At 37.2% G+C, this 14,803-nt stretch carries 8 protein-coding genes; 1 reads left to right on the top strand and 7 read right to left on the bottom strand.

From position 1 onward, the window contains the following. From M899_RS09405 to M899_RS09385, 5 genes are all read right to left on the bottom strand, one after another. Positions 1-1,343, bottom strand: a 1,343-nt coding sequence (locus M899_RS09405; RefSeq protein WP_155897172.1) for a sensor histidine kinase, incomplete at its 3' end; no start/stop codon positions are given. A 152-nt stretch (positions 1,344-1,495) separates the two neighbouring features. Further along, positions 1,496-2,839 carry a DUF3373 family protein gene (locus tag M899_RS09400; protein WP_021271189.1) on the bottom strand — a complete coding sequence of 448 codons (1,344 nt, stop codon included), beginning with the start codon at positions 2,837-2,839 and terminating at the stop codon, positions 1,496-1,498. A 25-nt stretch (positions 2,840-2,864) separates the two neighbouring features. Next, the gene (locus M899_RS09395; RefSeq protein ID WP_021271185.1) at positions 2,865-3,116 is read right to left on the bottom strand and encodes a hypothetical protein; all 252 of its coding nucleotides are present in this window, start codon (positions 3,114-3,116) and stop codon (positions 2,865-2,867) included. Between the two features lie 161 nt (positions 3,117-3,277). Next, on the bottom strand, positions 3,278-4,585 hold the full coding sequence (clpX, locus tag M899_RS09390; RefSeq protein ID WP_021271173.1) for an ATP-dependent Clp protease ATP-binding subunit ClpX: 1,308 nt from the start codon (positions 4,583-4,585) through the stop codon (positions 3,278-3,280). Positions 4,586-4,616: 31 nt separating this feature from the next. Continuing rightward, entirely contained in the window at positions 4,617-5,237 is a 621-nt protein-coding gene (locus M899_RS09385; protein WP_021271177.1) for an ATP-dependent Clp protease proteolytic subunit, read from the bottom strand. 265 nt (positions 5,238-5,502) lie between these two features. Between M899_RS09385 and M899_RS09380 the strand changes: the two genes are divergently transcribed. Further along, positions 5,503-6,102, top strand: coding sequence for a peroxiredoxin (locus M899_RS09380; RefSeq protein ID WP_021271179.1), 600 nt, complete (start codon positions 5,503-5,505; stop codon positions 6,100-6,102). 128 nt (positions 6,103-6,230) lie between these two features. Here M899_RS09380 and M899_RS09375 read toward each other — a convergent pair whose 3' ends face one another. Then, a complete protein-coding gene (locus M899_RS09375) occupies positions 6,231-10,454 on the bottom strand; it encodes an LVIVD repeat-containing protein (protein WP_021271174.1) in 4,224 nt (1,407 codons plus the stop codon). Continuing rightward, on the bottom strand, positions 10,444-14,658 hold the full coding sequence (locus M899_RS09370; RefSeq protein ID WP_021271183.1) for a tail fiber domain-containing protein: 4,215 nt from the start codon (positions 14,656-14,658) through the stop codon (positions 10,444-10,446). Before M899_RS09370 ends, M899_RS09375 begins: the two co-directional genes overlap by 11 nt. Positions 14,659-14,803: the final 145 nt, after the last annotated feature.

Here is a 14,803-nt window from a genome sequence, read left to right as displayed (position 1 = left end):
TCGGCCACCGTAATTGAAAAACTCTCACTATCTAAATTAAAGTGGATATCCACTCCTCCACTGGAGGTATTTTTAATAGCATTATCTACAATTTCGTAGGTGACTCTTTTTAACAATTCTTGATCTGTCACAATAACTTTTTGTTCATTTAGATTATTGGACATCTCAACATGAAAATGAATTCCTTTAGCTATGGCCTTTGTATAAAACTCGTCATAAAGAAAATGTTTAAAGTCATCCACAGCAATTGGATTTTTCTCAACTTTAGAATTTCCAATTCTTAAAGTTAAAAAGTTCATAACTTCATCAAGAACACGGTGAATACGATCAACTTCTTTATGAACTTCTGTGACAAGGCCTTTACCTTTTGGAGTGAGTTTATCTTCTTCCAATTCACCAATAAAACCAGAAATAACAAAAAGTGGTGTTCGTACTTGATGATTAAGATTCTTTAAAAAGTTAAATAATGATTTTTCAGAAAATTGGGCCTTGTCTCTTTCAAATTGTAATTTGTGTTCAAATTCTCTTAAAGAAAATGTCATATTGCGAACACTTTCCATAAAATTTCCAAGTTCATCATCTGTCTCGGGCCCATGAAAAATTTTACGACGGCCACGTTTTACGTCATTGGCAATTTTTGTCGCTTCATCAAGTGGCCTAAATATTCTTCTTCTTACATAGAGAGTGATTCCAACTAGAAAAGAAATTGAAACAATCGACATCACCATAAAGATAGTTCCCATATCTTGGGCATCATTTACAATCACTCTTTTACTTGTGCCTGTGATCAATTCAAAGTCACTGCGAAGGGCGCTTGAAATGAAATCGATTTCTTCCAAAATTTTTGTAAATTTATCCTGTAAAGGAAGAATTTCCTTAGAAGATATAGCGATTTCTACTTCTTGATTAAGTTCTTCAAGTAGTGTTGACAGTGTCGCAAGCTCTTCTTGAAAGGAATTCACGCCAAGTCTTGCCATCGTTGCAAGCTCTCCATTGCTGACAATACTTGCCTTCATACTGCCCACAACCTCATTAATCTTATCCATGGATTTTTGAGTTTCAGTTTGAGCATCTTTAAAGATTACACTAAAGGATTCATTTAATTGATCCCCGCTTGCAAGGTTTGACTCTAAGAAAGTTCGGACCTTTTCCACATTGATCTGAATCTTTCTAAGCTCATATTCGAGTTTATAACTCTCCTGAACGAGCGAAATCTCTTGTCTTGCGATCACATTTAAATGCTCTCGCACGTGGTTGCTCTTATTGTGTATAAGCGCAAGCCCTGCACCAAGGATAACGAGTGTAAAAAACAAAAATTTGTAGAGGTTGTTTTGTAATTTCATATCGAGAATTATAAACGCTTCTCGTTGAGAAATTTGATCAAGAGATTCTTAAGAAAAATAAGCAGTTAGAAGTAGATGAATTTGGGGATATCTTCATAAAAAAGACCCCCAAAAATGGGGGTCCAAGGAACTAATTTTATTTCACACTAGCATTAGAAGTTGGCAATTAGACGTGTGTAGAAATTTGTTCTTTCAACATCTGCCGCTGTCCCCTTACCGAATAGTCCGTAAGTGTAGAGTTCGTCAACTTGTTGCATTTGGTAACCAAAAACCATTTTAAGGTTGTTATCGATTTTCCAGTTCGCAAACATGTGGTGAGTATTTGAAGCAGCTGTACCATAGATATTTAATGGTCCACGGTTAGCTACGTCGTAAGCAAATGAGTTTTTATCGTGGTTAATGTACTCATAACCAAGAGCAAATTTACCAAAGTTATACTTAGCTGTTAGCACATATGAGTTACCATCAACATCACACTTGCTCTCGTTACAATAAACACCTAGAGCACCACTTAACTTACCTTCTGATTCTGACTTAGACATTGCAAATTGAGCAGCAAAATCAAATCCTGTTCCCGCGATACCAGCAAACTCAGCATATAGAGCAAGTCTTTGGTTTGTTAGTCTTAGCGTAGATGAAGTACTTGCACCAAAGAACGCTTCATTAATATTTACCCACTGAAGAATGAGATTTGTATTTCTTACGAACTTAGTTGCACCTTTTGTGTAATCTAGCATGAAAGAATACATAAGGTTGTTTGTTGAAACTTTCTTGCCATCTGTATCATTTGTATTACCAATTCCACGACCACTTGTATTTGTTGGGTTGGCATTGTAGTTGGCAAATTGAAGCGGAGTATAGATGAATCTCGTTTTAAGATCTCCACCACCAACTTTAGCACCATGAGTAAGGGCCATACCATCAAGAATGGCAGAGAAAGCAAGAGTTGGATATGAACCAAGAGTTGGAGAGGCCGAAGTAATATGCTTAGGCATACCATCAATCGTTGGAAGACGACCAATTGTGAAAGTTAAACTTGGCATCATTTGGTAGTTCATGAATGCTCTTTCTACATAAACAGCTGCAGTTCCTCTTTCTCTACCATAACCCCATGTCGTGAAAAGACCGTCATTTCCACGCGCGTCTCCCCCATTATTTCCACTTGTTTGAGCAGCATTGTATGAACCATCATTCCAAAGTTTTCTCATTGAGAGACGACCAAAGAAACTTAGTTTGTCTGATGGCCTAGACATCATATCGATCATTAATTGTGTTTCAAAGTAACTTTGAGTTCCTTTGTTTGTAGTCGTTGGCTTTTTCTCTTCAGATGTTGTTGAATCAAATCTGTTTTCAAGAGAACCTGACCATGAGAAGTATTTTTCATAGTTTGAAAACTCAAGGTCTTCAATTCTTTTTTCTAAGTCTTTTACGTTTTGAGCGTAAGCAGCTCCTGAAAGTGTTGCAAGAGCAAATGTGCTAGCAATAATTCTTTTCATTTTTTAAATCCTTTTAAAATTTTAATTAACCACCAATAGAAGAAGACGCATCTTTACACTGTAGAGTACATCCATCGATGTCTACAGTTGCACTTGAACAAGTTTTAAACTTGATCACATTTCCCGATCTTCCTGGTGTGGCCATCGCCTCAGCATCAGCTTGTGACTTTCCACATTGTTTAACAACAGCATCAATAAAATCTTCTTTAGCACCTGCTAGTACATTTGTGCTTGCGACGGCAGCAAAAGCAACAACTGCTAGGGTTAATTTCCTCATGAAATTCTCCTTTCCCTTCACCTTAGTTTGTAATGTAAATAAGATTATAAGAATGTCTAAATTAAAATAAAAGAAATTTAAGTTTGAGTTTTTTTGTCAAAAAAAAGAAAAGGCCCACTATAAAAGTGGGCCTTTATGAAAAAATCATTTTGGAATTTTTCTTAAGAAGCTGATCCGATTTTATCTTTTTTCTTAGAAGCATCAATTGCTGGTTTGAATTCAGATCTCTCACCTTCAATTAGTTTTGGCTTCTCAGTTCCAAGAATTGCATTCTTAGTAACGATGATTTTATTAATTGTTTCGTTTGTCGGAACATCATACATTACGTCTAGCATTGTCTGCTCAAGAATTGCTCTTAAACCTCTGGCCCCAGTTCTCTTTTCAAGTGCAATTTTTGCAACTTCAATTAGAGCGTCTGGTTCGAATTCTAGCTTGATACCATCAAACTCAAATAGTCTTTGGTACTGCTTCGTAATCGCATTTTTTGGCTCTGTAAGAATCGAAACAAGTGCTTCTTCATCAAGTTCAGAAAGAAGTGCGTTTACAGGAAGACGTCCAATAAACTCTGGAATTAATCCGAAGCGAGTTAAATCTTCAACCTCAATTCCACCAAGTTTTTCTACAACTGACTGCTCAGCCGTTTTGTCTTTAGTAGATACTAGACCCATTGGTCTCTTCGTCATACGCTTTTCGATAATTTTATCAAGCCCTACGAAAGCTCCTGCAACGATGAAAAGAATATTCTTTGTGTTAACTTGAATAAACTCTTGTTGTGGGTGCTTTCTTCCACCTTTTGGAGGAACAGCTGCAACAGTACCTTCAATTAGTTTTAGAAGGGCCTGCTGAACACCTTCACCAGAAACGTCTCTTGTAATTGATGGGTTTTCAGATTTTCTTGCAATCTTATCAATCTCATCAATATAAACAATTCCACGCTCTGCTCTTTCTACGTCAAAGTCACAGTTTTGAAGAAGATTAAGAATGATATTCTCAACGTCTTCCCCTACGTAACCAGCTTCTGTGAGTGAAGTGGCATCGGCAATAGCAAAAGGAACATTTAAAAACTTAGCAAGTGACTGAGCGATCAAAGTTTTCCCTGATCCTGTCGGTCCTGCAAGTAGGATGTTAGACTTTTGAAGTTCAACACCATCTTTAAGTTTCATGTCACCATGAGCAAGTCTCTTGTAATGGTTATGAACGGCAACAGAAATAATTTTCTTCGCTCTTTCCTGACCAATAACATATTGATCAAGGTGCGTCTTAATTTCATGTGGCTTAGGCACATTATCAAGCGCCGCTTTTGAAGTCGATTTCATCGAGTCTTCAAAAATAATTTCATTACAAAGCTCAATACACTCATCACAAATGTAAACTGCCGGCCCCGCAATAAGCTTTTTTACTTCTCTTTGCGACTTACCACAGAAGTTACAGTGTAGTGCACTGTTGTAGCTTGTTTTTTTGTCTGACATCTTCAGTTCCTTTTTCTAAAGCCTACGCTAATTATTTTCTAAGTTTTTTTGGTTCAATCATGTGATCAATAATCCCAAGCTCAATTGCTTGATTAGGATTTAGATAATTATCACGATCTGTTGCGGCCACGATTTTTGCCATGTCCATATCAACAGAAGAGTGCTTGATATAAATACCGTTCAACTGATCTTTTAGATCTTGAATTTCTTTCGCTTGAATTTGAATATCAGAACACTGACCTTGCGCTCCACCGAGTGGTTGGTGAATCATAATTCTCGAGTGAGGAAGAGCGTGTCTATGCCCAGCTTCACCAGCAGCAAGAAGAAGTGAACCCATAGATGCCGCAAGACCTACACAGTAAGTATAAACTGGGCAAGATACGTGTTGCATAATATCGTAAATCCCAAGACCTGCGTAAACAGATCCACCTGGACTGTTGATGTAAAAGTGAATTGGATCTTCTGGATTGTCTTGCTCTAGGAAAAGCATTTGAGCAATAAGAAGATTGGCCACAGTATCGTTTACTTGTGTACCTAAAAAGATAATTCTATCAATTAAGAGTCTAGAATAAATATCGTATTGACGCTCACCACGCGATGTTTGTTCAATAACAATTGGGTTTGGAATGTAGTTGACAGTGGACTTAGTCATATTTTCCCCTTTCTCCAGTCGAATGTTGTTCCATTTCAAATAATCTTATCGTCAGTGCGAACTAGAATCTTTAAATAAATCCTAAAAAGCTGACAGCCAATGATAACATATTAATATCACTAAGGTTTGTAAAAAATACGTCAATAATTTCCTCCTAGGCTAAAAAGGCCCCTAAATTGAAATACAGCGCATTTACAACTAGAGTTTTTGAAATTACGATTTTTGCTAATTTACTCTTAACTAAACCATCAATAAGGAGAAGGTTATGACTGAAAAAGTTTACCCAACTACTCTAGTCGGAAAACAAGCACCAGACTTCAAAGGAAACGCTGTTGTTAATGGAGCTATCAAAGAAATCTCACTTTCAGATTTTAACGGAAAGTGGAAAGTTCTTTTCTTTTACCCACTAGATTTCACATTTGTATGTCCAACTGAAATCACAGCTTTCTCTGATAAAATTGCAATGTTCAAAGATATGAACTGCGAAGTTATCGGTTGTTCAGTTGATTCTGAATTCTCTCACCTTGCTTGGACACAACAACCAAGAAACAAAGGTGGTCTTGGAGAAATCAACTACCCACTTCTTGCTGACCTTACAAAAGAAGTTTCTAGAAACTACGGTGTACTAATGGACGAAGCTGTTGCTTTCCGTGGAACTTTCATCATCGACGACAACAATGTTGTTCAACACTGTTCAATCAACAACCTATCAGTTGGTAGAAATGTTGAAGAAATCGCTCGTCTAGTAGACGGTTACCAATATACAGCTAAGCACGGAGAAGTTTGTCCTGCTGGTTGGAACAAAGGTGGCGACACTATGAAAGCTGATCCAAAAGGATCTCAAGAGTATTTCAACAAGCTATAAAAAATGAAGGCCTCGTAAGAGGCCTTTAACTTTGAAACGTTACCGACGCAGAACTGTTTGCCTTAAATTATAATTTCATGTGATTAGAGACCAGATTTACTTCCCACACCTACCTTATATAAATTTCATTATATCGATATCCAATTTGCTCCATCACAATATTGAAATTGGTTAAGTGATGTATTATATTCCATTGCTCCTGCGATACCTGAAGGAGAAGAGCATCCGCTTCCGCCAGCACCGGGGATGGTCCCCATGGACTTCACATGAGTTCCGTTGCAAAATCCCATTGCCTTATTGACGGGATCCCAAGCGATTTGGCCCTCGACAGAACATGAAGACAGATTAATTTCCGGTCTCACCTCAAAGGTCAGAAATCGGCCTGTTGTAGAGTTATTTGTATAACTAAAATACTTGCCACCGATTAACCCAATCGAAGCCGCACCATTATTGTAGTTATTTTGAAAATTAGTATTAACTTCTGGAGAATTCTTATTCGTAATATCTATAAGAGTGTATCCAGAGCTAAGCGTTGTTGAGGCCAAGATATAATTCCCGTTCACAACCATTCTTTGTAAATAATCGAGCTTCACTGGATCAACAAGACGACTAACAACAGTAGGAACTGTCGGATTCGAGATATCAATTATAGTTAACGAATCTGTACTAGCCGATAAGAGATACAAATAATTTCCATCGGCCTTCAAGTCGCTGCAATTGTCAAAATTCACAGAATCCACAATTGAATCAACTCGAACCATTGCCGAGGGATTCGAGATATCAATGATATGTAATTTATCAGTTGAAGGAGTGCAAAAATATAAATAATTTCCTGAAATATCAAATGATGAAAACCATGAAAAATTAGTTGTGTCTTTTAAATAATGAAGGCTCGTAAAGTTAGCAGGATCTGAGATATCAAAAGAAGCAATTACAGATGAACTTCCAGCTGCTGCATAGAGAGTGTTTCCAACAGCTTTAATTTTACCAATGTTATTTTGATTAGAAAAACTTGCAATACTTTTTAGAAGTTTTGGTCTTTGAAAATTACTAATATCATAACTTGATATTGAAGATGAAGTGGGCACTGTGACGAATGCAATATTATTTTTAACATAGAGACCTCCTGCCTGACTGTAGGCCACGTTTGGAACTTCATCCACTAAAGAGGCGTTTAAAGGATCACTGACATCTATTCGATGTAGATATCCAGTATAATTGATCCCATATAAGTAGGGATGATCATAAGAGGTTTCATTAACGGAACTAATTGAATCGGATTGTTTAAAAAAAGTTTCTAAGTAACTTGGTGCGGTCTTGTCAGAAATATCCACGATGGAAAAAGTCCCACCTAAACTACTTACTGAATAAAGGTAATCACCCACCACATATAATCGCTGATAGGTCGAGTTACCATAATAGGCAATATCTTTTGATTGCGCTCTTACTTCACCTGAAGCATCAACAAAAAATTGACCATATTTTGTACCGTTATCATGAGAAAAGAATATTGTATTTCCCTTTTTAATTAGGGAAAACATAGAGCTTCCAGTTTTAATACTTTCAATAAGAGTTATATTTAATGGATTAGAAATATCCAACCTTGTAAGTGTAGGATTCGTTGAAGTTGTGTATGTTGTAACGAAGGCAATATTTCCGATAATCTCAAATTCTTGTATTCCATCAAAATATGTTGCATCTGAATAGCAATTACCAATTGCAGGAGAACTCACATTACTAACATCAACTGAGCAAAACGTCTTTGCAGTCTTTGATGTTGTATAAATGTAATTGCCGATCTTTTTCATATCAAAAGCACCTGACAAATTAGAATCGTTTAAAGAACTGACCAAAGTAGGAGATGCTTTGTTAGAAATATCATAAATTGTAATTCGGCTCGCACTGCTCGATGAAAGATACAAATAATTACCCTCTACGATTAAACGAGATGCTGAAGAAATTGTCGAAATATCTGTAACTTTAGAAACAAATGAAATAGAGGGCAGGGTCGAAATGTCGTATATTGAAAATTGATTTGATCCCAACACATACGCATAACTACCATCAACAACCATATCAATTGAACCATTTAGATTAGTGGTATCAATGAATGATGATTCAAAAAATAAATCGTTTACATCTGTTAAATTTACAATTGCGATACTCTTATTGGTCGTGCTTGTAATTAGTCCATAATTTCCAACTTTTTGAAATGAAGACGCTCCTTGGAGCTGGCCGACATAATTAACTATTCCTAGAGAAGTCGGTGTTGCAGGTGTTGTAATATCATAGGTCTTAATTCCCCAGTTACCTGGGTTATAAACGTAATTTCCATTAATTGCGAAAAGCGTGTTCGAACCTGTTTCTCTAAAATATGGTGTTGGATTCAATGGATTTGAAATATCAACAAAACTAATACCACTTAAAAAAGAACTGATGACCAGAGTGCTTCCTTTCGCAATTAAGGAATATCCATAGTCATAGTAAGTAGAATTTTGAAATTGAGAAACGTAAACTGGTGATAAGGGATTTGTTACATCAATAATGAATAAAGAATCATTACCTTGAGCTAACAGATAAACATAGTTTCCAACTTTTGTGACATCTACAAGTGCACTGAAGAGCGTCGCATCAGTTATAGAAGATACAAGAGTTGGATTCGCCTTATCTGAAACATCGATAATAGAAAAAGTTTTTGCAGTTCCAGAGGCAACATAGACATAATTGCCTTCTTTAAATAGCCCAACTATACCAGAGAGATTGGTAGAATCTTGTAAACTTCCAACGATTATTGGGTTTGCCCTATTCGTAACATCGACAATTGTTAATCGAGACCCAAATTTATTTGCAACATAAATATAGTTATTCTGATAAATGATATTGTGTACTGACCCAATCAAATTATCGGTTATTTGTGCAACCATTTTTGGTCTATCGGGATTTGTTCCGACATCAACGATATAAACTGTAGCGCGATTTGTGGCCCCATAATACGCATATTGTCCATCGAACTCTAGAGCACTGCCGTATAAATTCACTCCATGCGGTGTTCTCCAAGCTCCCCTTGGAACAGGGGTTGAAGGTGTTGAAACATCATAGATGAAGATTTCTTCAGCGCCGCCAGCAGCAACGGCATAATTGCCGGCACTGGCAATCATAGATGTTGAACTATTGTTTTTTGCAAATAATGAATTTTCGATACTCTGCTTACCTAAAGGTTTTGAGCTAATATCATATGTAGAGATAAAATTAGAATCATTGGAATAAAGAGCAAGTCGTCCTGATGAGGCCTTCATGTAATCTGCACCAGGAAAACGGCCTCCCTCGATATATATTTTAAAAATTTCTTCGGGTTCAAGTGGATTCGAAATATCAATAGTTGTTAAGTAGCTTCCAGAGCTGGAACCAGTATCACACCCAACAAAAAGAAATTGATTATAGGCCACAAGCCTTACACCATTATTAATTCCAGATGATTTAAACTCCTTAAGGATAGAAGGATTTGCTTTATCAGTGACATCAACAATGACTAATGAACTCGCCAACTTTGCAACACCATAAAGATAATTCCCTTGAACATACAAATCACTAATTCCATTTAATTTGACAGAATCGCTGATCATACTCTCAACAGAAATAGTACTTGGATTTGTGATATCTAAAATAGTTAACTGATCATAATTTTGGTCACTGATATATAAAAAGTTACCGCTTACATAAGTTGAAAAAGGTTGCCTAATATTTACAGCATCCACTAAAGATGCAACAAAAACAGGAGCACTTGGAATAAGAAAATCAAATACAAAAATAGCACCATCTTTTAGGCCATACACATAGCCATTATGAAATTCAATTAATCTAGGAGATGTCATTGCGCTATTGTATATGCTTCCAATAAGAGTAGGATTAGAAGGAATAGTTACATCTAAGGCCAACACCCAGTTACTCGAAATAAGGTATGCTGTTGTTCCATCTATCTTCACGCCCACTATCTGAGTATTATTTGGATGATTAAAACTTGCAATATAAGTGGGGTTTGAAACATCTGTGACATCTATTACATACATCGAAGTACCATGTGTAACATATGCATAATTTCCAGACATATCTAGAGAATTTATGGACGAAGCCTTAAAGTTCTTTGCATCACCAATATCGGATAAGAAATCAACTCCCCCGTATTTTAAATTCTTCCACTCACTGCCATTACAATAAGTTGAATTTTTAGTTGTTGAATTATAATCTATTGAACCGGCCGAAGCATTAGGTGAAACACAGGCAGCATCCGAGAAGAAGCTAGTAAGCATGAAGAAAAGGCAAAAGAGTATTTTCTTTATAATTCTATTTGGCATTCAACTTCTCAATCAACAAATTTAACTTTTCTTTTAGTTCTTTATTTTCTCTTTCTAATTTAGCAATTCGATCTTCGACACTTGCAATACTTCTAGTATTGGATTCAATTTTAACGTCAACTTCTTGTATCGCTGAAATTGTCCATGGAATAAGTCCAATATAATTCACGCTTAAAAGACCATCTTTCTTATCGAAAATCTTCACTAATTCAGGAAATATCTCATCTATTTCTTGAGCTATAACACCAAATTCTCTTCTTGAATGTTGATCATTTCTCATAACATAAGAGTACGTCTCCACTCTATTTATCTTTTCAAGCGCTCCTTCTAATTTTTCAAAATCTTTTTTCAAACGAATATCGGAAACGTCAGTAAGTACTCCCGTATACTGAATATCTCCAACAACATCTAATTCTGAAGTTGGAGAAGAAGTCCCAATACCGACATTGCCAGAAGAATCGATTCTCATAACCTCGCTATAGCTGTTAAGACCTGTCTGATGACCAAATACAAGATTAGGAGAATATCCTGTAACATTACTCGATACTCCAATATATGCTCTCTGCTCATTACCAGCGGCATTATTCGCCCCAAGTTGATAGAATGCTCCTGCGCCATCCACTGTTGCACTATTTCCACTATATATCCCCACGTTTCCATCTGGCGTCGCTACGGAGACACTTGATGAACTATAAGAAGATGAATTATTGGCATTTACATTTATCATATGCCTTTTCGACATATTCATAGATAAACCAGTTAGACCAGTAATTGTACCTGCGTTAAAAGAGTGGTTCTGCATAAAGCCATCAAAAGAAATTGCCCCACTGGAGTTAATCGATAGACCAGAAGAGCCTCCACTTCCGACTAATTTATGTCCTTGTAAGTTCAAATTTTGAGTGGCCTGATGATTTCCAAGATTATCGCCCGCAACAGGTACTGAGAGGTCGCGACAATTCGAATTGTTTTCATCACATAAAAATGCAGCATTAATTGTCCCAGTGTTTACATCGAGTTCAACGGCTGGAGAAGAAGTTCCAATACCGACATTACCATTTGCTAAAATAGTAAAGTCTGCTGCTGCACTAGATTGATAATCTGTAGTAATAGAAAAAGCTTTTGTTGAACCATAATTTATGACACCGTCATAGCCTGTAGTACCTACTGAATTCAACAGTAATTGTACTCCAGAGTCTCCACTTGAAACTCGAGATGTTGTCCATCCATTGGCCCTATGAACTTGAAAATCTGAAAGCGGTGTTGCGATCCCAATTCCAACATTACCAGTCAATCTAGAGACATCTGCGCCTGTTAATGTCCATAAATTTGAACTTGATATGGCCGAATCAACATAAGATTTTGTTGCAGCATCTTGATTAGAAGAGGGATTTGACAGACCAGTGATTAGATTACCACCCATTGCAATCGCACCACTCATTGTCCCACCAGTGAGAGGAAGTTTTGTCGCATCAGAATTTAAATCTGTCGCGCAAACATAATTTGTTCCATCATAAGTGACTTTTTCACTTGCCACACAAGCAAGAGCAGGAGCATTTGCAATAGAACTACTACCTAATCCTAAATTAGTTCGTGCACCTGATGCTGTGCTTGCTCCTGTTCCACCATTCAATATAGGAAGCGCTCCAGTAACTTTTGTCGTAAGATCAACTCCCCCATTCTTTATTTGTAATGAATCCGAACTCACTTCAATTGTTGAATTATCTACTTTAACTGCAATATCAATCTCATTATTAGCACTATCATCAACGACATTTATTGCACCATTACTAGAAATATTTCGAAATTCTAGATTAGAACTTATCTTTTGCTTAAATACGCCCACACCCGCAGTCCCAACGTTAGATGCAGTATTAACTTCACCAACTCCCCCTGTAACACATGCTCCTGATGATAAACTTATCACACCGTTAGTGTCTGTTTGCAGACATCTCGTCCCACTGCCTGAGAGTGAAGATACCTTTAAATCACCCGCAACTTCTAATTTTGAACTTGGATTTACAACGCCTATACCAACATTTCCAGTGGAGACAGTTGTCCCACTTCCATCGACACCGCTACCATAGATTAGATTTCCGATATTGAGCATATTTGCACTTGCTGCTGAAGGCAGATCAATGTCATGGCCAATGACAATATTATTTGCACCCGTAGTTAACGAATCTGCAGCTTGATAACCTATTAATACGTTGTTACTTGCGGCCGTTCTAACAAGACGACCAGCTCTATGGCCAACGATTGTATTATTAGAATAATCAGAAACAGAACTTGTCCCATACCCAGCAGAGTGGCCTATGGTAACGTTGCCAGATCCTGTTCTGTTATAAACAGAACTTTGCCTTCCAACAGCTACGTTATTACTTCCAGTAGAGTTCACTAAAAGTGCTTGTTCACCTACTGCAACGTTATCATTACCAGAAGTATTATATTCAAGAGCGAAAACTCCAACCGCTGTATTGTAACTTCCCCCCTGATTTCCCTCTAGAGCATAGGTTCCAACGGCGACGTTATTAGTTGAACCTGTATCATATCTCATTGCATAGGAACCTATTGCTGTATTTTGAGTCGAACCTACGGCCGCCTCCATGGCCAACTCTCCAATTGCAACGTTCTGCCATCCAGTCGAGTTTGCGACTAAAGCGTTTTTTCCAAATGCTGTATTGGTTGTATCATTACCTAAACCAGTACCAAGAAGAAGGCCGTTAACTTTAATGTTACCAGCAATATCTAATTTTTCAGTTGGAGCTAAGACACCAATTCCGACGCCACCTGCGTTGTAATAAATATCAGATCCATTAGTGGTCCACTGTGATGAACTAATCGCCCCAACTTGTGCAGTTACATAACTTTTCATTGCATCGACAGAAGCAGCCTGATCGGTTTCACTTCCTGAAGTAGAATTCACAACACTTGCTGCTTTTGCGCGTGCATCTGTAAAGTATTGATTCGTTCCTTCAGACACATCTGTTGTTGTTAATGTGACGTTTCCAGATAACGCCTGTCCGTTTATTGTTGTGGTTTTATCTACTTTATTTGATAGACTTGTCGTATTTGTTCCAACAGCAGTATTAAGAGCTGAAATATCGACTCCATCGACTGTCCCAACATTGCCAATATTATTTCCACCCATATCAATGGCACCTGTCATGATTCCACCAGCAAGACTTAATTTCGCTGCAAGATCAGTTGTTAGATTTGAAATTTTGGATTGATCAATATTAGCAGTTGCACTTACGTGAGAATTATCAATTGCACCTGCTGCAATTTCTGATGAACCAACACTTCCAGCAACTGCAGTTGTATCATCATTTGCTGGTAGCCATTGAGTTCCATTCCACTTTAAAACTTGACCACTAGCTACAGTAGAAGTATCAACATCTGCAATATCGTTAATTGAAGAAGTCGTCTTATTAATATCGGCCCAAGTATAATCCCCTGAAGCAGGGACAACGGCCCCCTGTCTACCGTTAAAACTAATGACATCACTTGAATTACTTATTTTTTGCCAACTCGTTCCATTAAAGATGGCCCAGTCTCCACTTCTCCAATTAATTGTTCCATCTAAATCTGTATTTCCTGGATTTGCAACAAGCCAGTAATCTCCCGGCTGTGGTGAAATATCGGGTTCAACTTCGGCCCCACCTTCAGCAACTGTTCTTGCGTCCCATGATCCTTTAAAATTTAGACCGCTTAAATTGCGAGGCTCCCATTTTCCAATGGACTGATTGAAAGTTAAAACATCACCATCGTTTGCACCCATGTCGTGAAGTTTTGCTTGTGTAACAGCACCATCTTGAAGTTCGAATGTAAGTGGATAAGTTGTCGCCCCGAATGAGTCTTTTATGATAATTGAAAGTGCAGCATTAAGAGGGATGAGAAGAGGATGGGTCGATTTAGCGGTGATAGATGAACTGGTTTGATTTTCTATTACAAACACTTCATCAAAACCTCCACTACTTTTAACTCTAATTTCTTTTACTCCATTTAAATACTGCCCTTGAATAGTTAAGACATCATTATGAATATCTGCGCTGACAAGAGATGATTTTTCACCAATTGTTTGTCCGCCGAAAACAGATCCGTTAAAACTAACATTAATCTTACCGTTATCGGCCACGCATGAAATGAAAATAAAAACGGCGATTATTAATGATAGAATTTTATTTATTAAATTTTTAAGTCGCATGATTCCTCACGATAGAACTATGTATCACCCTTAAAACACATAATTCTTCACACACCTTTACTAGAATCTTATCGCTCAACAATGAAAAACGTTTAATATTTCATACAGTTTTTCACATCCCCCATTCCGAGTAATACAACCTTTT

Source organism: Bacteriovorax sp. BSW11_IV (assembly GCF_000447755.1).
GTDB lineage: Bacteria > Bdellovibrionota > Bacteriovoracia > Bacteriovoracales > Bacteriovoracaceae > BSW11-IV.
This window is presented reverse-complemented; position numbering and strand designations above follow the sequence as displayed.